General features: G+C 77.2%; 18 protein-coding genes. 2 read left to right on the top strand and 16 right to left on the bottom strand.

What is annotated here, in order from left to right; genetic code table 11:
• Positions 1–249: 249 nt before the first annotated feature.
• Complete coding sequence (locus IF30_RS0135460) at positions 250–1149, top strand: MBL fold metallo-hydrolase (protein ID WP_030246278.1); 900 nt, start codon at positions 250–252, stop codon at positions 1147–1149.
• A gap of 368 nt (positions 1150–1517) precedes the next feature.
• Here IF30_RS0135460 and IF30_RS0135450 read toward each other — a convergent pair whose 3' ends face one another.
• The 3 genes from IF30_RS0135450 to IF30_RS0135440 form a co-directional block, all read right to left on the bottom strand.
• Positions 1518–2501, bottom strand: a complete 984-nt coding sequence (locus IF30_RS0135450) for an aldo/keto reductase (protein WP_030246274.1) — start codon at positions 2499–2501, stop codon at positions 1518–1520.
• A gap of 99 nt (positions 2502–2600) precedes the next feature.
• Complete coding sequence (locus IF30_RS0135445; protein ID WP_078891967.1) at positions 2601–3212, bottom strand: D-glycero-alpha-D-manno-heptose-1,7-bisphosphate 7-phosphatase; 612 nt, start codon at positions 3210–3212, stop codon at positions 2601–2603.
• A 204-nt stretch (positions 3213–3416) separates the two neighbouring features.
• Positions 3417–4661, bottom strand: coding sequence for an MFS transporter (locus IF30_RS0135440; RefSeq protein ID WP_107054598.1), 1245 nt, complete (start codon positions 4659–4661; stop codon positions 3417–3419).
• A 716-nt stretch (positions 4662–5377) separates the two neighbouring features.
• Here IF30_RS0135440 and IF30_RS0135435 point away from each other — a divergent pair.
• Entirely contained in the window at positions 5378–5929 is a 552-nt protein-coding gene (locus IF30_RS0135435; protein ID WP_051711894.1) for a hypothetical protein, read from the top strand.
• 30 nt (positions 5930–5959) lie between these two features.
• On the opposite strand, the gene IF30_RS0135430 is transcribed toward IF30_RS0135435, so the two are convergent.
• From IF30_RS0135430 to IF30_RS0135370, 13 genes are all read right to left on the bottom strand, one after another.
• Positions 5960–6874, bottom strand: a complete 915-nt coding sequence (locus IF30_RS0135430; RefSeq protein WP_030246263.1) for a glycosyltransferase family 2 protein — start codon at positions 6872–6874, stop codon at positions 5960–5962.
• A complete protein-coding gene (locus tag IF30_RS0135425) occupies positions 6871–7773 on the bottom strand; it encodes a glycosyltransferase family 2 protein (RefSeq protein ID WP_030246261.1) in 903 nt (300 codons plus the stop codon). The genes IF30_RS0135430 and IF30_RS0135425 overlap by 4 nt, the downstream gene beginning before the upstream one ends.
• Positions 7752–8897: a glycosyltransferase family 9 protein gene (locus IF30_RS0135420; protein ID WP_063752926.1), complete on the bottom strand. Its 1146-nt coding sequence runs from the start codon at positions 8895–8897 to the stop codon at positions 7752–7754. The genes IF30_RS0135425 and IF30_RS0135420 overlap by 22 nt, the downstream gene beginning before the upstream one ends.
• Positions 8894–10291 carry a D-glycero-beta-D-manno-heptose 1-phosphate adenylyltransferase gene (rfaE2, locus tag IF30_RS0135415; protein WP_030246258.1) on the bottom strand — a complete coding sequence of 466 codons (1398 nt, stop codon included), beginning with the start codon at positions 10289–10291 and terminating at the stop codon, positions 8894–8896. The genes IF30_RS0135420 and rfaE2 overlap by 4 nt, the downstream gene beginning before the upstream one ends.
• On the bottom strand, positions 10288–11028 hold the full coding sequence (locus IF30_RS0135410) for a D-sedoheptulose-7-phosphate isomerase (protein WP_078891966.1): 741 nt from the start codon (positions 11026–11028) through the stop codon (positions 10288–10290). Before IF30_RS0135410 ends, rfaE2 begins: the two co-directional genes overlap by 4 nt.
• Entirely contained in the window at positions 11028–12290 is a 1263-nt protein-coding gene (locus IF30_RS0135405) for a glycosyltransferase (RefSeq protein WP_051711891.1), read from the bottom strand. Before IF30_RS0135405 ends, IF30_RS0135410 begins: the two co-directional genes overlap by 1 nt.
• Complete coding sequence (locus tag IF30_RS0135400; protein WP_030246249.1) at positions 12287–13249, bottom strand: glycosyltransferase; 963 nt, start codon at positions 13247–13249, stop codon at positions 12287–12289. The genes IF30_RS0135405 and IF30_RS0135400 overlap by 4 nt, the downstream gene beginning before the upstream one ends.
• The gene (locus IF30_RS0135395) at positions 13246–14325 is read right to left on the bottom strand and encodes a glycosyltransferase family 9 protein (RefSeq protein ID WP_078891965.1); all 1080 of its coding nucleotides are present in this window, start codon (positions 14323–14325) and stop codon (positions 13246–13248) included. The genes IF30_RS0135400 and IF30_RS0135395 overlap by 4 nt, the downstream gene beginning before the upstream one ends.
• Positions 14322–15527 carry a glycosyltransferase family 2 protein gene (locus tag IF30_RS0135390; protein WP_063752924.1) on the bottom strand — a complete coding sequence of 402 codons (1206 nt, stop codon included), beginning with the start codon at positions 15525–15527 and terminating at the stop codon, positions 14322–14324. The genes IF30_RS0135395 and IF30_RS0135390 overlap by 4 nt, the downstream gene beginning before the upstream one ends.
• Positions 15524–17194: a carbamoyltransferase gene (locus tag IF30_RS0135385; RefSeq protein WP_030246240.1), complete on the bottom strand. Its 1671-nt coding sequence runs from the start codon at positions 17192–17194 to the stop codon at positions 15524–15526. The genes IF30_RS0135390 and IF30_RS0135385 overlap by 4 nt, the downstream gene beginning before the upstream one ends.
• Positions 17195–17337: 143 nt before the next feature.
• Positions 17338–18297, bottom strand: coding sequence for an NAD-dependent epimerase/dehydratase family protein (locus IF30_RS0135380; protein WP_030246234.1), 960 nt, complete (start codon positions 18295–18297; stop codon positions 17338–17340).
• Positions 18298–18733: 436 nt separating this feature from the next.
• Positions 18734–19564: a hypothetical protein gene (locus IF30_RS48875; RefSeq protein WP_063752922.1), complete on the bottom strand. Its 831-nt coding sequence runs from the start codon at positions 19562–19564 to the stop codon at positions 18734–18736.
• Between the two features lie 383 nt (positions 19565–19947).
• The coding region (locus tag IF30_RS0135370; protein WP_030246229.1) for an AbfB domain-containing protein at positions 19948–20309 on the bottom strand (362 nt) is incomplete at its 5' end.

The raw sequence follows: 20309 nt of genomic DNA, 5'->3' as shown, positions 1-20309 counted from the left end.
CCGGTCGTGATCTCGGGGGGCGTGGTCTCGGTGGGCGGCACGGATTCCTCTCCTGTCCTGACGGGCGCTGGAGTGACGGAGCATCCCTGGCAAAAGCTAATGGTTTGCGTTAGCCCGACTGTAGGTCCTATCGTCCCTTAAAGCAATTGCATTGCGTTTAAGAGTCGGGGACTCCCGGGCCTGACGTCACCGCACTAGGCCGCCCACCTCGACCGAAGAGCAGCCGAAGAACAGAGGAAGCGACCGGACATGCCCAAGCCCCCCGCCGCCACCGCCCCCTCCTGGACCGTGGGCGACGTCACCGTCCACCGCATCGACGAGGTCGCGCTGCCGCCCGAGACCGGGCCGTGGCTGCTGCCCGACGCCACCCCGGAGGTGGTGGCCGGCCAGGACTGGCTGCGCCCCGACTTCGCCGGCCACGACGGCGCCCTCCACCTCGACAGCCACAGCTTCGCGTTCGTCGTCGACGGCCTGCGCGTGCTCGTCGACACCGGCATCGGCAACGGCAAGGAGCGCGCCAACCCCGCCTGGCACGACCTGCGCACCGACTACCCGGAGCGCCTCACCGCCGCCGGCTTCCCGCCCGACTCCGTCGACCTGGTGCTCCTCACCCACCTGCACGCCGACCACGTCGGTTGGAACACCCGGTCGGCGGACGGCGAGTGGGTGCCCACCTTCCCCGGCGCCCGCTACCTCACCGCCCGCGCCGAACGCGAGTTCTGGGCCGGATACGACATGGAGGAGGCGCGCCGCCAGATGTTCCGCGACTCGGTGGTCCCGGTCGAGCGGGCCGGTCTGCTGGACCTGGTCGACGTCCCGGCCGACGGTGTGCGGATCCTCCCCGGCCTGCGCCTGCTGCCGACTCCCGGCCACACGCCCGGCCATGTCGCCGTCGAACTGACCAGCCGGGGCGAGACGGCGCTGATCACCGGCGACTGCGTCCACCATCCGGTGCAGCTCGCCCACCCCGCCATCGGCGCCTGCGTCGACATCGACCCCCAGCGGTCCGAGGCCACCCGCCGCGCGCTGCTCGCGTCCCTCGCCGGCACGGACACCCTCCTCCTGGGCACCCACTTCGCCCCGCCCACCGCCGGCCGGGTCGTCGTCCACGGGGACGCCTACCGGCTGCGGCCCGTCCCCCCGGCCTGACCGCCCGCCTGTCCGGCCGACCGGTCGGACAGCGCCCGCCCAAGGACCCCGACAACCCGCGCAGCCGCGCGCCCAAGGCCGCCTTCCCGGGGCCCGCGGGCGTCGGACCCGTCGTCCATGCCCCGCCCGGCGCGTGGCCGGAGCACGACCTGGCCAAGCTCGTCCGGCGGCCCGGAGACCGACCGGCTCTCCGTCCACCGCAACCCCACGGTGATGCCGAGCGCCACGCCAGGGGTACCTCGACCCCGACCCCCGGGCCCCGGGGAACCGCCCGAACGCCGCAGGAAGAAGCAGCCGGCCCCCGCGGGCGCGCCACGGCTTCCGGCCGGACGCGGTCGGTCCCACCGCGCCGGCAGGCGTGCCCGTGGCTACCAGCGGTCGTGCACCTGCGGCCGGATCCGGCGGTCGTACAGCTCCCGCACGGCGTCGAGCGTGGCCACGGGCAACGGCGCCAGCCCGGCGGCCGCGGCGTTGGAGCGCGCCTGCGCCACGTTGCGGGCACCGGGGATCACCGCCGTCACCCCGGGCTGCTGGACGATCCAGCGCAGCGCCGTCTGCGCCGGAGTGGCGCCCCCGGGTGCGAGCGCGGCGAACTCCCGCGCCGCCTCGACGCCCGTCGCGAAGTCGACGCCGGAGAAGGTCTCGCCCTGGTCGAAGGCCTCGCCGTGGCGGTTGTAGGTGCGGTGGTCGTCGGCGGCGAAGACGGTCCGCTCGCTGTAGCGGCCGGAGAGCAGCCCGGAGGCGAGCGGCACCCGCGCCAGGATTCCGACCCCGGCCGCCTCCGCCGCGGGCAGTACCCGCTCCAGCGGCTTGAGCCGGAACGCGTTCAGGATGATCTGCACGCTCGCGACGCCCGGGCGCGCGATCGCGGTCAGCGCCTCCGCGCACGTCTCCACGCTCACCCCGTAGGCGGCGATCCGCTCCTCCGCCACCAGGGTGTCCAGGGCGTCGAACACCTCGTCCGAGGAGTAGACGGGCGTCGGCGGGCAGTGCAACTGCACCAGGTCCAACCGCTCCACGCCCAGGTTGGCCCGTGAACGGTCCGCCCAGGCACGGAAGTTCGCGAGGTGGTAGTGCTCGGGCCGCTGCTCGGCCCGGCGGCCGAACTTGGTGGCGACGAACATCCGGGCGTCCGCGCGCTCCTTCAGGAAGCGGCCGATCAGCCGCTCGCTGCGGCCGTCACCGTAGACGTCGGCGGTGTCGAAGAGCGTGACACCGTCCGCCACGGAGGCGTCCAGCACGGCCAGGGCGTCCTCCTCCCGGACGTCCCCCCAGTCCGCACCGAGCTGCCAGGTGCCGAGTCCGACGATCGAGACGGGACGGCCGGTCCGGCCGAGTACGCGTTGTTCCATGGCGCGAGCCTCTCACGCCGCACCGGCCGACGCCGCCCTGCTCGGCACCTCGGTCGTCCGCACCCGGCCGCTCCCGTCGCCGAGGGTGCGGCGGCGTCCTCAACGCGGGTTCACGACCGGCGGACCGAGCAGGAGACGGACCGCGCCGAGGAGGTCGGCGGCCCGCTCGCCGGCGGCGGCGACCTCCTCGGCGCGGGTGACCGGGGTGGGGACCAGCACGGCGCGGGCCCCGGCGGCCCGGGCGGCCGCCACGTCGGAGCCGATGTCCCCGACCACGGCGGCCCGGGACGCCGGGACGCCCAGCGCCCCGCACGCGGCGACCACCAGCCCGGGCGCGGGCTTGCGGCAGCCGCAGCCGTCCAGCGGCCCGTGCGGGCAGACCGCCCAGACGTCGAACCGTCCCAGCAACTCCTCCACCCGGGCCCGTACGGCGTCGTGGCGGGCCCGGTCGAGCAGGCCGCGGGCGACGCCGGACTGGTTGCTGACGACGCCGACCGCCACGCCGTTCGCCCGGAGCAGGTCCAAGGCTTCCCGTGCGGTGGGAAAGGGCCGGACCAGGGCCGGATCGCCGTTGTACGGCACGTCCTCGACCAGCGTCCCGTCCCGGTCGAAGAGCACCGCGGCGGGCGCGTCCGACCGGAGCGGGGCAGGGCGCTCCGGGCTCGGGGCGGTGTAGAGCCAGAGGCCGGAGGGCGGGGTGACGAGGGTCATTGCGTCGGACTCCCTGCTCGCCCGGTTGCCGGACCGGGGGACGAAACGGCGAGCCCACCCCCAGGGGGTGCGGCGGCACGACCAGCATCAGCGACCGGTCCGGAGTTCGCGACCGCAGCCGGTGGGCCTGGAGCACGGTGGCCCCCCGAGCACGGCGGCCCCACGCCCACCGTGTCACCGGTGGGCCGGGAGCGGGGCGCGGCGTCAGGCCAGGACCGCGACCGGCTCGGGGTGCGGGGCCGCCGGGGCCGGCAGCGCGCTCGGGGCCGCCGGGGCGCCCGCCGACCGGCGCCGGACCGACGCGGCCGCACCGCTGACCGTCCCGCCGACCAGCAGGCCCCCGGTCACCAGCGCGCCCCGGGCGCCCAGCAGTTGGATCGAGGCGCCCAGCAACGGCGGCCCCGCCAGACCCCAGACCGTACTGACGCTGCGCCACGCGCCCAGCACCCGCCCGCGCAGATGGGCCGGCGGGTCGGTCTGCAGGATGGTGGTGGTGGCGGTGTCGCTCAGGGACTCCAGCACGGCCATCGGGACCACCAGCAGGGCCAGGAACAGCACCGTCGGCGAGAGCCCCGCCAACGCCTGCAGGGCGCCGCCGGCGGCCGTCAGCCCCGCCACCAGTCGCACCGAGGGGTTGCGCAGGCGCCCGGCGAGCACGGCCCCCGCCGTACCGCCGACCGCCAGGACGGTGGCGATGAGCCCGTACTCCCCGGCTCCGCCGTGCAGAGCACCGCTGACCAGGGCCGCCAGCGTGAGCCCGTAGTTGCGGCCCAGGACGGACCCGAGCCCGGTGAGGCCGGCCAGCGCGACCAGGCGTCGCCGGCTGCGGAAGAAGGCGATGCCGTCCCGGACGCCCTGCCGGGCCGGCGCCGCGGCCGCGGCCTCGCCCGCCGCGCCCACCCCCGCGGCGGGCCGCAGGAACGGGATGACCAGCGCCACCAGCACGAACGAGACGCCGTTGGCCAGGTAGGCGCTCGCCATCCCGAACAGCCCCACGGTGACACCGGCCAGCGCGGTGCCCGCCAGCCGCCCGACGCTGTGGACGACCGAGCCGACCGAGATCGCCGACGGCACGTCCTCCTGCGGCACCAGATCGTTGCCCAGCAGGGCGCAGGCCGGGCCCTCGACCGTGGCGATCAGGCCGGTGAGCACGGCGAGGACCATCAGGACGGGCACGTTGAGCGAGCCCGACGCGACCAGGGCCGCCGTGGTGAAGGCGATCACGGCCAGGGCCGCCTGGCTGACGGCGGCCGTGAGCTTGCGCGGCCAGCGGTCGACCGCTGCGCCGCCGACCAGGCCGAGGAGCAGACCGGGCGCCACCTGGAGGGAGAGGGACAGGCCGGTGACGGTGGCCGAACCGGTCAGCTGGAGGACCAGGAGGTTCTGCACGGTCAGCTGCATCCAGGCGCCGGCGTTCGACACCAGGTTGGCCAGCGACCACCACCGCATGCCGCGGTGGCGCAGCGAGCGCCACGGCGCTCGCGAGCCCGACCGGTCACGCCCGGGGCCGGTGGGGGCGGGGGCGGGGGCAGGTCGGCTTCCGTCGGGGCGGGAACGACCGGCCGGGCCGCCCCGCTGGGAGGGCAGCAGGGCAGGCCGGTCGGTCGGCACCGTCGTGGCGGTGGGCAGCACTTCTCACACCTGGATCGGGTCGGGAAAGAGGGGAGGGGTTCGATCCGGGCGGACGATGTGCCGTGGGGGACCGGGAAGCTCACCGCCGGAAGCGCCGGGGCAGCGCCGTCCATCCTCATCGAACGCCGCCCGATCTCAAACGGTCAGCCACGTCACACGCGGTCCGGTTCCCCGCAATATCCGCTGTGACCAGGCACTTCTCCGGCCCGTGGTGTCCCTCACACCGGGCCGGCGCGCTGCCCGCCGCCCAGGAGCGGGGCACCGCCGGCGCCGACCGCGACAGTTCGTCGCACTCCGCGACCGCGTGCCGTCCCGGCCGGGGCCCGCCCGCCGGGCGTACTCCGAACGGCGGGGCCACACTGATCGGGAAGGGGAGCGCCGGTCACGCCGGCCCCGCGACGGGGGACTCCGACCGTGCTGCGCCCGGGAGAGGACGGCTGCCGATGGAACGGACTCTGCGGACCCACCGACCCGCGCAGCGGCGTCGGAGCACACCGGCACCGGCGAGGGCACTCGACGGAGTACGGGGCGCCGTGGTGGTCGCCGCTCCGCTGCGTGACGCCGTCGTCGGATTCGGCGGCTGCATGTCGATGCTGGCCTCCTCCCGGGCGCGGCTGCGGGTCGTCGTGACCGGCGGCGCGCCGGGGCCCGGGGCGGCCCCGTCCGACGCCCCGCTGGCCTGGTTGGGCGCGCTGCGGGCGGAGGTCGTCCGGCTCGACGGTTCGCGGCCCGAGGAGGTCGTGCGCCGACTGCCGTCCCTCGTCCGGGGGTTCGACCTGTGTGCCGCGCCCTGGTGCGGGGACCGGGGGAGCGACCCCGGGGCCGCGCGGTGGGCCGCGCTGCTGGCGTGCTCGTTGCGGCTGCGCCCGCCGCTGGTCGAGTACTGGGTGCCTGGCCACCGCTGCGCGCCGACGGCCTGCGAGGAGCCCTGGCAGCGCGCCGAGCGGGTCGCGCTGCCGCCCGGAGCCGCGGACTCGAAGCGCTGGGCGCTGGACGCCGGCCGCGGGCCGCTGCCGGGCAGCGACCTGGCCCTCGGCGCATCGGCGGGCCGGTGCCTCGGCGCCCGCGAGATCCTCTTCCTCTGACCCTGCCCCCGGCAGGCCCCTTCGGCCGCCTCAGCCGACGTAACGGCGGCCGGTCGAGGCCTGCTGGGGCCGTTCCAGCAGGCGCAGGCCGTACTCGACGCGGCTGGGCAGCCGCCGCCGCTCCCGCAGCACCCAGGGCAGGGCGGCGGCGGCCTCGGCGAAGGCCCGGGCGGAGACGGCGTCCCGGGGGACGGTGCGGACCAGGTGCGCGGTGCGGCGCAGGACGGTGGCGGGCGGGCGGCGGAGCCAGGTCGTCCACAGGGTGTTCCGGATCCCGTGGCGGCGTCTGAGCGTCGGATCGCGTACGGGCGAGGGCCGGTGGTGGACGGTGAGGTGGGGTGCGTAGACGAGCCACCAGCCCGCCGAGGCGAGGTCGTGGGCGAGCAGTTCCTCCTCGCCGCCCAGCCAGAGCCGGGTGGAGAAGCCGCCGGCGGCCCGGAACGCCGACAGGCGGACGACGGTGGCACCGGCGAGGAAGGAGCCGAGCGCGGGGCCGGGCAGGCCGGCCGGGGCCGGCAGCGGGGAGTCGCGCAGCTCGGCCACGATCGGGTCCTCGGCGGGCGGTCGGCCGGGCTCGGCAGGATCGTCGACGAGGATCCGGGCGGTGACGGTGGCCACTTCCGGGTGGGCGTCCAGCAGATCGGCGGCGGCGCGCAGCGAGCCGGGCTCCCACCAGGTGTCGTCGTCGCTGAACGCCAGGTAGCGGCAGTCGAATTCGCGTGCGGCGAGGTTGCGGCCGCAGGCGCCGAGGTTGCGGCCCGGGGTGAGCAGGCGGATGTCGGGGTGGTGGCGGCGGACGGCTTCGGCGGTCCGGTCGGCGGAGGCGTTGTCGACGACCACGACGGGCGGCTTCTCGGGCAGGCACGCGAGCCGGGCGAGGGTGTGCAGGAGTTCGTCGCGGCGGTTGTGCGTGATCACGGCGACACCGGTCCGCTGGTCGGTCACCTCGGCTCCCGGGCGGGTGCGGCGGCCCGTTCGAGGCGGGCCACGGATTCCTCGACCGCCGGGGGCAGGGGCCGGCGCACGGCGAGGGCGGCGGGGAGCCGGGGCAGTGCGGCGGCCAGCGCGCGGGCGGCCTGCGGATCCCGGGTCGCGTCGCGGGCGAGCTCGGTGAGCTGGCGGGCGACGCGGGGCCAGGGCCGGCGCAGCCAGCAGGTCAGCAGTTCGTTGCGGCGCATCCGTACGATCCGGCCGGGCCGGGGGCCCGGGTCCGGGTGGTGGTGGGCGACGACGCCGGGGCAGTGGGTGACGCCCCAGCCCGCGGCGGCCAGGTCGAGCGCCAGGAGGGTCTCCTCCCCGCCGAACTGGAGCACCGGGTGGAAGCCTCCCACCTGGAGGAACGCGCTGCGGCGGACCACGCTGGCGCAGGCGAGGAAGCCGAGCACGGACGGCCCGGGCAGGTCGGGGGCCGTGCCGAGCGGGGAGGCGGCGAGGAGGCGGTCGAGGGGGTCGGGCCGGCTGTCGGGCCCGACCCGGGTCGTGGCGGCGATCAGCCCCAGCCGCGGGTGCCGGTCGAAGAGGCCGGCGGCCAGGGTGAGGGCGCCGGGCTGCCACCACGAGTCGTCGTCGCTGAAGGCCACGTACGGCGTGGTGAGTTGGGCGACGCCCAGGTTCCTCGCCACGGCGCCGCGGTTGCGTCGCAGTTCGCGCACCAGCACGGCGGGGTGGCGCTCGCGCACGGCGGCCGCCGTGCCGTCCTCGGAGGCGTTGTCCACGACGAGCACCGGAGGTCTCTCGGGCAGGTCCCGGAGCCGGTCGAGGGTGTGCAGCAGGCGGTGCCGGCGGTTGCGGGTCATGATCACGACGCCGACGCGGGAGGCGGCTAGCGGGACAGCGGGACGCATGGGTCGCCGTCACCTCCCGGCCGCTCGCGGTCGGGACCGGCGGTGCGGCCGGGCCGGGCGGCGTGGCGGGAGCCGCCCGTGCGCCCGTGGGCGTCGGAGCCGGCGGGGCGGAGCAGGGCCTCGAGCTCGGACAGGACGTCGCCGGGGCCGATCCGCAGCAGCCGGGGGTCGGGGGACGCGCCGTGGGCGTCGCCGGGCCGGGGGCCGTCGGTGGCGTCGGGGCGCCAGAGGATCCGGTGCCGAGCATCGGCCGGCGGGCCCCAGAGCTCGGGGGAGACGGGACCGAAGAGGGTGACGGAGGGCGTGCCGAGGGCGGTGGCCAGGTGGGCCAGGCCGGTGTCCCCGGCGACCACGGCGGCGGCGTGCGCGACGAGCGCGGCCAGGCGGTCGAACGGCACGTCCGAGGCGCCGCCGACCACCGCCGCCGGGGGCAGGCCGGCCGCCGCGGCCACCTGGTGGGCGAGTCCGCCCTCCCCCGCGCCGGCGGTGACGACCACCGGCCGCCCGGTGCGGCGCAGTTCGTGCGCCACCGCCGCGAAGCGCGCGGCCGGCCAGCGGCGCGACGGCGCGTCGGCCCCGGGGTGCAGGACCACGGCCCCGGGCGCCTCCGACGGCCGGGCCGGGGGAGGCATCCGCAGATCGCCGGGATCCGCGGGGATGCCGTGGCAGCGGAGCAGCCGGCACCAGCGGTCCCGTTCGTGCTCGTTCTCGCGCCAGGCGGCGTCGCCGGCGCGGTCGGCGGTGCGGTCGGCGGTGCGGTCGCCGGCGCGGTCGGCGGTGGGCGGGTCGAAGCCGATGAGGCGGTCCGGGCGCAGTGCCCGGAGGGGGCGGCGGCTCGCCTCGCCGTTGCCGTGCAGGTCGACGGCCAGGACGGGCGGCGGAGCGCCGGCGTCCCAGTCGAGTCGGCGGGGCACCTCGCGGCCGGGGGCGGAGGTGGCCAGCAGCCGGTCCGCGCAGCCGGTGGCCGCGACCGCGGGGGCGAGCCGGGCCGGGGCTGCCAGGACCAGCTCGTGGCCGGGGTGGTGGCGCCGCAGGGCGCGCAGCGCCGGCAGCCCGGTGAGCAGGTCGCCGAGGCCCAGCGCGCGCAGGACGAGGATCCGCGGTGGCTGGCCGGCCTGGTTCATGCGCTTCCCCGGGCGGGTTTCGCGGCGGCGGCGCGGTCGGCGAGGGAGGTGGTGGACCGGCCGCTCAGGTAGGGCAGCACGAGCGCGTGGCCGCCCCACCCGGCCAGGACGTCGGCTTCGGGGAGGGAGTCGACGGTGTAGTCGCCGCCCTTCACCCAGACGTGCGGGCGCAGTGCCCGCAGGATGTCCTCGGGGGTGTCCTCGGCGAAGACGGCGACGGCGTCGACGCAGCCGAGCCCGGCGAGGACCCTGGCCCGGTCGCCGACGGGGTTGAGCGGCCGGCCCGGTCCTTTCAGCCGTCGCACGGAGTCGTCGGAGTTGAGGCAGACGATGAGGCAGTCCCCCAGGCGGGCCGCCGACTCCAGCAGTCCGACGTGGCCGGCGTGCAGCAGGTCGAAGCAGCCGCCGGTGGCGACCACGGTGCCGCCGCGGGCGCGGACGGCCGCGGCCAGGGCCGCCGGGTCCGCGGGCCGGCCGTCGTGGGGGCGGGCCGCCGCCTGCGGGAGCGCGGTCGCGGCGGCGCCGCCCCGGGCGACGAACTCCGTCGCGGCGACCACCGCGCCGTGGACGGCCTCCTCGACGATCGCGCCCCGCGCCAGGGCCGCGCTCGCGGACGCGGCGAAGCAGTCGCCGGCGCCGCACGGATCCCCGTCCGCCTCGTAGGGCGCGGGCAGCAGGATCGGGCTGTCGGTGCCGCGGCTGAGCAGGGCTCCCCGCGGGCCCAGGGTGACGGCCACCGCCGCCGCCCGCCAGTGCCGGGCGAGGAGGGCGGCGTGCCGGGTGTGGTCGGCGAGCCGGTTCCCGTCGGCCCGGGCGGCGTCGAGCGGGGCCGCCATCGACCTGGCCTCGGCGGCGTTGGGCGTGACCAGCCGCGCACCGGGGACGGGGGCGCCGCCGCGCGGGTGCGGATCCCAGACGAGGGGGCGGCGCCGGGCGGCGGCCGCCAGCAGCGGCCCGAGCGCTCCGGCCACCCCCCTGCCGTAGTCCGCCACCAGCACCGCGCCGGCCGTGTCGAGCAGTCGGCCGGCGTCGCGGCCCGCCGGGCCCGGCCGGCCACCGCCCCGGTCGATCCGCAGGAGCGGCCGGCCGTCCACCCGGATCCGGGTCTTGACGGGGATGTCGCCGTCCATCGGGATCTCGGAGAGCCGGACCGTCCCGGCCAGCCGGTGCCGCAGCGCCGCCGAGGCCTCTCCTCGTCCCAGCGCGGTGAGGAGGACCACCTCCTGTCCGGTGCGGGCCGCCAGCACGGCCGCCAGGGCGGCGCCGCCGGGGCGGCTGCGCTCCGCGTCCGCGTCGACCACCGGCACCGGCGCGTCGGGGGCCAGCCGGGTGGCCGTGCCGTCGATGTCGATGTCGAGCAGGCTGTCGCCCACCACGACGATGGGCCCGTTCACGCGACCTCCCCGGCCGGCCGGGCCCTCGACGCGCCGTCGGCGGGTCGGACGCTCGACACGCCGTCGGCCGCGGCGCGGTGCTCGCCGTCGCCCGTACTGCGGTGCTCACCGCCGGCCGCGCCGCGGTGCTCGGCGTCGCGGCGGGCCAGTGCCGCGTCGAAGGCCTCGCACAGCAGGTGCAGCGCCGTCAGGTGCACCTCCTGGACGGTGGCGGCCGTCTCGCCGGCCACCGCGAGGGTCTCGTCCGCCCGCCCGGCCAGCGGGTTGGGCGCCGGACCGGTCATCGCCCAGACCCCGAGCCCCCTGGCGCGGGCGATGTCGGCGGCCCGGAGCAGGTTGGGGCTGCGGCCCGAGGTCGACATCAGGACGAGGACGTCACCGGGCCTGCCGTGCGCGGACACCTGCCGGGCGAACACCTCCTGGAAGCCGTAGTCGTTGCCGATCGCGGTCAGCGAGGACGTCTCGGCGTGGAGCGAGATCGCGGAGAAGGCGGGACGCTCGCCGCGGTAGCGCCCGACCAGTTCCGCGGTCAGGTGCTGTGCCTGGGCGGCGCTGCCGCCGTTGCCCGCGGCCAGCAGCCGACCCCCGGCCGGCAGCAGGCCGGCCAGGGCCTGGCCCCACCCGGTGAGCAGCGGCAGCTGGTCGCCGCGCAGCGTCCGTACCGCCTGCTCCAGCGCCGCGCAGTGCCGCGCCGCCTGTTCGAGGTCGTGCGCCGAGTCGTGGAAGTGCGCGCTCATCACAGTCCTCCTGACGGTGTGCGGACCGGGGCCCCGGTGCGGACCCTCGGCGGCAGGGCCGGGCCGGGCGGCCGCACCATCTCCCGGTAGACCTTCTCGGTGCCCGCGGCGACCCGGTCCCAGCCGTAGAAGGCGAGTACCCGGCGCCGTCCGGCGGCGCCGTAGGCGCGTCGGAGCAGTGGGTCGCGGAGCAGTCCGGCGGCTGCGGCGGCGAGCGCCGCACCGGATCCGGCGGGGACGAGCAGGCCCGTCCGGCCGTCGGCCACCGTGTCGAGGTGCCCGCCGACGGCCGTGGCGACCACCGGTACCCCGCAGGCCATGGCCTCCAGCGGGACGATGCCGAACGGCTCGTACTGCGCCGGGCAGACCACCAGGTCCGCGCTGCGCAGCAGGGCCGGCATCCGGGTGCTGGGCACACCGCCCAGCAGCACCAGGCGGTCCGTCAGGCCCAGGTCGGCGGCCAGCGACCGCAGGCGTCGGCCCTCCGGGTCGGTGTCGAGCCGGTCGGCCGGCGGGCCACCGGCGATCACGAGCTCGGTACCCGGCAGCTGGGCGAGCGCCTCCAGGGCGGTCGCGCCGCCCTTGCGCGGCACTAGCCGCCCGACCGCGAGCAGCCGGTGCGGCGCGGTTCGCGGCGCTCTCTCCCCCTGCGGGCTGAAGCGCCGGTGGTCGACGCCGCACGGTACGACCCTGATGCGGTCCGCGGGCACGTCCATGGCGAGGAGTTCGGTGACCTCGTCGCTGCAGGTGGCGATCACCCGGGCGGTCGAGCGGCCGAGGTGCGCCTCCAGGGCGATGCGCTGCGCGGGGCTGGTGTCGTCCGCGCCCTGGTGCCGGCGCTTGACCGTGCCCAGCGCGTGGTAGGTGTGGGCGACGGGTATGCCCAGGCGGCGCGCCCCGCGCAGGGCGGCCAGCCCCGACATCCAGAAGTGCGAGTGCACGACGTCCGGTCTGCGCCGGCCCCAGTAGTCCGCCAGTACGTCGCCGAACTCCGCCATGTACGGCAGCAGTTGGTCCTTCGGGACGGGCCGGGCCGGCCCGGCGGGCACATGGTGGACGGTGACGCCCGGTCGCATCCGGACCTCGTCGGGCAGGTCGGGGGAGTCGCGCCGGGTGTGTACGACGACCTGGTGGCCGAGGTCGGCGAGGGCGCCGGCGAGCGCGGCGACGTGGACGTTCTGGCCGCCCGCGTCGACGCCGCCGAGCACCGCCAGCGGACTGGCGTGTTCGGAGACCAGGGAGACCTTCAGGTGTCCGGTCACTGTGTCACCTCATCGATCAGACGGTCCCAGTCGTCCAGGAACCGCTTCAGCCCGTAGCGCCCGAGCGCGGCCTGGCGCGCCCGCCGGCCGTCGTCGTCGGCGGCGGCCGGGTCCGCGAGATAGCGACGGACGGCTCCGGCCAGTACGTCGGGATCGGTGGAGACCACTCCCGCGCCGGCCGGTACCGCACGGGTCACCTCGGTGGTGGCGAGGGCGACCACCGGCATGCCCAGGTGCATGGCCTCCAGGAGCGAGAGCCCGAGCGAGGTCCACCGCACGGGGTGCAGGTAGAGCCGCCGCCGGGCCATCTCGGCGTGCAGCCGGGACTGCGGCAGTTCGGCCACCCGGCAGCGGTCCGCGGGCAGGCCGAGGTGGGCGGCGAGGCCGGCCGTGCCCATGCCGAAGACGTCCAGCGGAGCCTCCCGCGCGAAGCGGGGCAGCAGGTCCGTCCCGGTCGTGCGGCCGCGGCGGACGGGGTCGTTCACCACCACGGCCGCGCTCGCGATCCGGCCGGTGTACTGGTGGCCGGGGTCGACGATGCCGTGCTCGATCACTTCGGTGCGGGTGCGCCCGCAGTCCCAGAACAGCCGGTTGAAGTGGGTCACGTGGACGACGACCACGTCGTCCCGGTCCGCCACGGGGTGGCGGGTGTCGGGGACGCCCCCGTGCGGGCTGTTGTGCTCCAGGTAGACCGCCGGGACGTCCCGGCCGGGGGTGCGGCCCAGCCAGCGGGCGGCGAGCGCTGCCTCGTGCGGGCGCTGGAGGACCACCAGGTCGACGTCGGTGGAGCGCAGTTCCTGCGGGGTCAGCTCGACCGCGTTCGCGGGCCAGTCGAAGGTCCGGGCGCGGCCGAGGCCGTCCGGGCCCCGGTCGGGCAGGACCGGCACCAGGTAGGTGTGCGGTCCCTGGACGAACGCGGTGGTCCAGGAGCCGTGCACGTGCCACAGCAGGATTCTCATGACGTCACCTTCCGGGCCGCGGGCCGTGGCGGGACCGGCACCGGCCCCGGCCGCGCGCACCGCCCCGCGGCAGGCAGCGTCGCGGTCAACCGGGAGACCGCCTCGGCGATCTGTGCGCCGGTGAGCGTGTTCAGACAGGGGTGGGCCTCGACCGGGCAGACCCGGGCGCGACTCCCGGCGCACGGCGCGTCCTGGCGTCCCAGCAGCAGGTGCGGCACGCCGAACGGTCGCCACCGGTGGGCGGGCACGACCGGTGAGAACAGGCTGACCACCGGGGTGCCGACGGCGGCGGCCAGGTGGGCGGGACCGGTGTTGCCCACCACCACGGCGTCCGCCGCGGCCAGGACTCCGCCGAGCGCCTCCAGGTCGGTCCGGCCGCCGAGGTCCAGCGCGTGGCGCCCCGCGACCTCGGCGGTGAGCGCCTTCTCCGCCGGGCCGCCGGTGACGACGACCCGGTGCCCGGCCTCGGCCAGCGCCCGTACGGCGGCGGCCGCCACCTCGGGCCCGGCGGCCCGGGCGGGTACCGCCGCGCCGGGGTGCACGACGACGTACGGCCCCGGGCCGGTGAGCCCGCGGGCGTCGGGCGGCGCCAGGACGCGCAGTCGGCCGTCGTCGTGCGGGGGCAGTGCGAACCCGGCGGCCACCGCCAGGTCGAGACCGGCCTCGGCCTCGTGGCGTCCGGGCGCGCGGTGGTGGCGCAGATCGAGCAGGGCGCCCGGGTAGTCCTCACTGGTGGCGGCGATCCGGCCGATGCCGGCGAGCCGCAGCAGCAGCGCCGTGGGCAGCGGGCTCTGGTGGAAGGACGTGAGGACGAGGGCGTGGTCGAAGCGCTGCTCGGCGAGCAGCCGTACGAGCGCGTGGACGTCCTCGGGCACGACGGGGGGCGGATCGAAGCCCACCCACGGGGCGTCCCAGACGATGGTCCGGTCGACGCCGGGCAGGAGCCGGGCCGCCGGGGCGCCCTCGGGCCCGCACAGCATGGCGACGTGCCGGGAGCCGGCCGCGACGGCCCGTACGGCCGGGCCGGCCAGCAGGACGTCGCCGGCGCTGTCGAGGCGTACGACGAGGACCCTCATCGGTCGGCCCGCCCCTCGGCAGCCGGCGTGCCGGCCGGGGCGCCGTGGCGGGGAGGCCCGCCGGCGTGGGGCTGGTCGCCGTGACGGGGAGGCCCGCCGACACCGGGCCGGCCGTCGACACCTGCGGCTTCTCGGGCACCGGCCAGTTCTCGGGCACCGGCGGCTTCGCGGGCAGCGGCCGGTTCGCCGGCACCGGGCGCGGAGGCGGGCGGCCACGGCTGGACCCGCCGGTGGCGCAGCAGGCCCCGGGCCCAGTGGTAGCCGGCGGCGGGCGGGATGAGCGCGCTGGTCAGCAGCATCGTCCCGACCTCCTCGGCATGGCGCGGCCCGGGGGCGATCCTGGCCAGCGCGAACTCGCCGGTCCCGGCCAGCCAGAGCCCCGCCAGCGCCACGGCCGGGCTGGGGCGCCGGGCCAGCCCCGCGGCGGCCGCGCCGACGAGGCAGGCGGTGATCGCGAGGTGCCGCGGCAGCCGGCCGCGCGGGGCCTCGGCCCGGCCCCACCAGCTCCGGCCGTGCAGCCGGTTCATCAGGACGTCGTCCGCGTTGCCCGCCTGCTGGCGCACGGAGACCCAACGGTCGGCCGGCCGGACGGGGTGGCGGGTCGTCCGGCCGCCCCGGGTCAGCTGCCAGCCCGCGTCGAGCACGCGCAGCGCCAGGTCGGCGTCCTCCCGGAAGGCCCGCCGGAAGCGCTCGTCGAACCCGCCGACCTGCTCCAGGACGCTGCGGCGGTAGGCCATGTCCGCGGTGATCCACGACGAGTCGGCGAGTCCGGCGGTGCAGCGCTCCCAGTCGGTGGGTCGCGCACCGGGGTCCAGCGGCACCACGATGCGGCCCTGGCTGCCCCCGGTGCGGGGCCCGCACCCGGCGAGGTCCACGGCCAGGTCGGCCGCCCACGTCGGCCCGGGGACGGTGTCGTCGTCCAGGAAGGCGACCCACTCCTGCCGCACGCTCCGCCAGCCGGCGTTGCGGGCCGCGGCGGGGCCGTGGCCGCAGGACGCCACGACGCTGACCCGGTCGCGCAGCGACGGCGGGACCTCGACGTCGAGCGGCCCGCAGTCGCTCAGCGGCCGGTCGTCCGCCAGCACGATCCGCTCCGGAGGCGGGCCCTGCGACTCGGCGAGGGCGGCCAGCGTGACGGCGAGGCTCGGCCGGCCGAGGGTGGGGATGACCACCGCGTAGGAGACTGCGCGAGCGCCGTTCACGACCGCACCCCCGACGAGGCCGAGCCGGCGAACATCGCCCCGCGCCGCACGACGAACGGGCCGAGCGCGAGCAGGTCGATCGGCGCCGAGCCGAAGCACTCCAGCGCGTCGCGGACGTCGTCGACCATCGGCCGACCCGCCGTGTTGAGGCTGGTGTTGACGACCACGGGCAGGCCGGTCAGCAGTTCGAACCGCTCCAGCATCCGCGCCGTCAACGGGTCGACCGCCGGGTCGACGCTCTGGATCCTGGCGGTGCCGTCCACGTGGACCACGGCCGGGATCCGCTCCCGCCACTCCGGAGCGACCTCGTGGACGAACAGCATGTACGGGCTGGGGTGCTGCCCGGTGAAGATCTTCGGGGCGCGGTCGGCGAGGACCATCGGCGCGACGGGCCGGAACTGCTCCCGGCCCTTGACGTCGTTCAGCCGCTCCAGGTTGCGCACCGGGCCCGGGTGGGCGAGCAGCGACCGGTGGCCGAGCGCCCGCGGGCCGAACTCGGACCGGCCCTGGAACCACGCCACGATGCCGTCGGCGGCGAGCTCCTGGGCGACCTCCGCCGCGACGTCCTCGGGCCGCTCGTACGGGACGGCCGCCGAGCGCAGCCACGCCTCCAGCTCCCGGTCGGACCAGCCGCGGCCCAGGTCGGCGCCGGCCATCGGCTCCGGGTCCTCGCCGGCCGTGGCCGCGAGGTGCAGCGCCGCGCCGAGCGCGGTGCCCGCGTCCCCGGACGCCGGCTGCACCCACACCCGGTCGAACGGGCCCTCGGCGGCGATGCGCGCGTTCGCGACGCAGTTCAGCGCCACCCCGCCCGCCAGCGTCAGCAGGCGGTCGTGGGTTCGCCCGTGCAGCCAGCGCACGAGGTCCAGCAGCACCTCTTCGAGGACCCGCTGCGCCGAACACGCGAGGTCGGCGTGGAGCGGGGCCCACTCCTGGCCGGGCCGCAGCGCGGGCGCGAACTCGGTCCAGGGCACCGCGACGGCGTGGAAGCCGCCGTCGCCCGTCGGGTAGAGATGCCGGCGCAGCGCCTCCGCCATGGACGGCGACCCGTAGGAGGCCATGGCCATCACCTTGTACTCGTCCGACGAGCGGAGGAACCCGAGGTGCTGGGTCAGTTCCTCGTACACCAGGCCGAGCGAGTGCGGGAGCGACTGGGCGGCCAGCCGTTCCAGCCGCCGGCCGACCCGCCGGGCGGCCAGGTGGGACGTCGCCTCGCCCCGCCCGTCGAGCACCAGGACCGAGCAGGGGTCGGACCGGCCGTCGGCCGCGTAGGCGGCGGACGCGGCGTGGGCGACGTGGTGCGGCACGAACCGCACCTTGGCGGCGTCGAGCCCGGGGAGCGCCTCCGCGAGGAAGTTCGGGGCCTCGCGGGCGTAGGTGAGCCGCAGGTGGTCCCAGGGGTCGTCCAGTCCCAGCCGGTCGGCCGGGCGGGCGAGCGCGGGATCGAACGAGTACCCGACCAGGTCGAGCTGCTCGGGGCGCAGGCCCGCGTGGTCGAGGCACCAGCGGGCGGCCTGTTCGGGCAGCTCCCAGGCGGAGAACGGCAGCGGCCGTTTGCCGTGCTTGCGGCGGCTGAACCGCTCCTCCTCGGCCGCGGCGACGGTCCGGCCGTCGATCACCAGGGCGGCGGCCGGGTCGTGGAAGAGGGCGTTGATACCAAGGATGCGCATGGGAGTGGTGGCCTTCCGGGTTCGGCGGCGGGTCCGCGTGGTCCGCGGGGGAGCGGCGGCAGGTGCCCGTGGCCGCGGGGGAACGGCGGCAGGTGCCCGTGGCCGTGAGGAACGGCGGCGGGTCGGGCTCGGGACCGCGGGTCTCAGGCCCGCGGGTGCCTGCGGAACCAGTCGATGGTCCGGGCCAGGCCCTCCCGCGCCTGGACGGTCGGCTCCCAGCGGAGCTTTCCGCGGGCCAGGGTGATGTCCGGGCGCCTGACGGCGGGATCGTCGGTGGGGCGGGCGATGAACTCGATCGTCGACGGCGAGCCGGTGAGTTCGATGACCAGCCGGGCCAGCTCCACCATGGTGAACTCGGTGTCGTTGCCGATGTTCACCGGCCCCGTGAGGTCGGAGTGGGCCATCGCCAGGATGCCCCGGACGGTGTCCGAGACGTAGGTGAGGGAGCGCGTCTGGCTGCCGTCACCGGTGACCGTCAGCGGCTCGCCCACCAGGGCCTGGCGGATGAACGTGGGCACCGCCCGCCCGTCATGGGACCTCATCCGGGGCCCGTAGGTGTTGAACAGCCGCACGATCGCGGTGTCGACGCCGTCGGCGGCGGCCTCGGCCGTGGTGAGGGCCTCGGCGAACCGCTTCGCCTCGTCGTACACGCTCCGCGGGCCGACGGGGTTGACGTTCCCCCAGTAGCCCTCGCTCTGCGGGTGCTGCAGCGGATCGCCGTAGACCTCCGAGGTCGAGGTGAGCAGGAACCGCGCCCCGTTGCGCCGGGCCAGCGCCAGGGCGTTGCGGGTCCCCAGGCTTCCCGCCTCCAGGGTGTGGACCGGGAGCCGCAGGTAGTCGGCGGGGGAGGCGGGTGACGCGAGGTGGAAGACGAAGTCGACGGGCCGGTCGACGTCCAGGGCCTCTCCCACGTCCGACTCACGGAGGTCGAACCCGGCCCGGCCCGTCAGGTGCTCGACGTTCGCCCGGGAGCCGGTGCAGAAGTCGTCCACGCACGTCACGTCGTAGCCGAGTTCCAGGAGCTCCGTACACAGGTGGGAGCCGACGAAGCCGGCTCCTCCGGTGACCACGGCGTGCGGGCGCGGGGTTGGCAGGCGTCCCATGGAGGGTCCTCTCGGTCGTCGGGCGCGGCGTCCGCCGCGTCCTTCGCTCCGGTCCAGCCTCGGCGGGCCTTCCCCGCCCCGCCACTCGGTCGGCAGGGCGCGCGACCTGCCCGGCGTCGCCGGCCGGGCGGCGGCCCCGGCCCCCGCCCGGCCGCCGCCCGGCGGGGCTGCAGGGCGGTTGACCTGCGGCTGCGGACCGCGCGCGGACCCTGCGGCGCCCGGGGGGCGGCGAGGCCGGACGCCTGCTCCGTTCGAACGAACCTGCCCGTCGCCGCGAGCCGGGCCGGTCGGTGGGGGCGGGCGGCGGTCCGACCGTCCGGGCCCGCCACCGAACCGGCGGCCCCTGGGGACCGGGGCTGCCGCAGTGGCGACCGCCGGGCGGCACGCAAGGCGGCGCGGGCGCCCGAGACTCACGGGCGCCCGCGCCGCGGGGGACTCAGCGCGGCGGCACGTCGCCCTCGGCGTCCTCGGGACCGCCCGGCGCGCCGTCGTCCGCGGGGGTTCCCACGCCGGGCCCGTCGATGGCGTCCTCCGCTGCGCCCGGGTCCGGGTCGGTTTCGGTGTCCCGGCGGATGCGGACCGACTCCTCCTCGGCGGAGAGGCCGGCCGTGTCGCCCGTCGCCGACGTCCGGAGGTCACTGCTCCGGCCGGTCTGGTCGAGCCGTCCGGCGGCCTCCTCGGGCGGACCGGAGACCACCGTCCGGGGGTCCGGCTCCGGCTCCTCCTGCGCGAGCCGGGCGTCCAGCGACTCGCCCTGGGCCTGCTCGGCGCCGGTCGTGCCGAAGGATTCGGCGGCCACCGGCGCGTCCCCCGGCACGCTCTGGACCTGCGGGTCCTGCGACCACTCCTGGGCGGGCGAGCCGTCCTGGAGGTCCGGAATGCCCTCGTCCTCCGGCGAGGCCCCCGGGTCGTGGCTGCCGGGCTCGGGCTCCGACTGCTGCTCCAGCGGCTCGCCGGCGCCGGTGCCGGCGGGGCCGGCCGCGTCCCGGGGGAGGGCCGTCCCGGTCGGCGGGTCGATCCCGGCCGGCGGCCGGCTGCTGCCGCGGGCTTGGTCCTCGCCGGGCTGGACGCCGGGGACCGGGCCCTCGGCGATCTCCGGCTGCTGTTCGGCGCTGCCCGCGACGTTCGGCGTGTCGCCCTTGCCGATGGGCGACGGTCGCCGCTCGGGGCCTTCGGCGCCCTGCTCGTCTCGGGAGCCGGCCGTCTCGGCCGGTCCGATCGAGCCTCCCATGTCATGCAGCGGGCGTTCCCGCGACGGCTGGTCCACGGTCGACCTCCCTCGGGCCACGGAGCGGCCACGGTGACCGCCCGACGCCGCGCCTACCCGCCCGATGCGGACCGTACCGTGCCGCCGGTCGCCGACCTGCCGGGGCAGGACGACCGGTCGCTGCCGCAGGGCGGTCCCGGCGAGCCGGGCCGGATGTTCCGCCCTGCGCCCGGCCGCGTGCCGACGGCCCGACGGCACGGCCCCGGCCGCGCGCACGGCCGCTGCCCCCGGCCCGGTGCCGGGGCACGGGCAGGGGGCAGCGGCTGCGGGGCAGCGGCGGCCTGGGCGTTGCGGGCGAGCGGCCGGTCGGACCGGGCCGACCGGCCGCAGGCCCGCTCCCCGAACGGACCGCTCGGGGAGGCACGCGGCCGCGCGCCGGTGGCTCAGCTCCAGGGCTGGGCGACCAGCCAGCTGGTGTCGGCGGCCCAACTGGTGGCGCTGTCCCAGCTGTTGGAGCCGCCGTTGCTCGCGATGTACGCGGTGTAGGCGTAGTGGCGGAGGTACTTCGTGGGGTAGTTGGCCGACCGGAAGGAGCTTCCCTGCCCGCTGTTGCCCGGGGTGGGGCAGAAGGTGGCGTCCTGCGCGAAGGTGCCGCCGCCGTTGTCGGCGTTCAGGTAGAGCTCGAAGGCGGAGTGGTGCAGGAACTGGCCCGGCTTGTTCGCGGACTCGAAGGACAGGCAGCTGCTGTCGGCGAGGCCGGTGCGGACGATCCAGGTGGCGTCGGCCTTGTCGCCGGCGGGGCTGG

It is taken from the genome of Streptomyces sp. NRRL S-350, assembly GCF_000719705.1.
Lineage (GTDB): Bacteria > Actinomycetota > Actinomycetes > Streptomycetales > Streptomycetaceae > Kitasatospora.
Note: the sequence above shows the minus strand (reverse complement) of the source record. Positions and strands in the feature narration are given on the sequence as shown.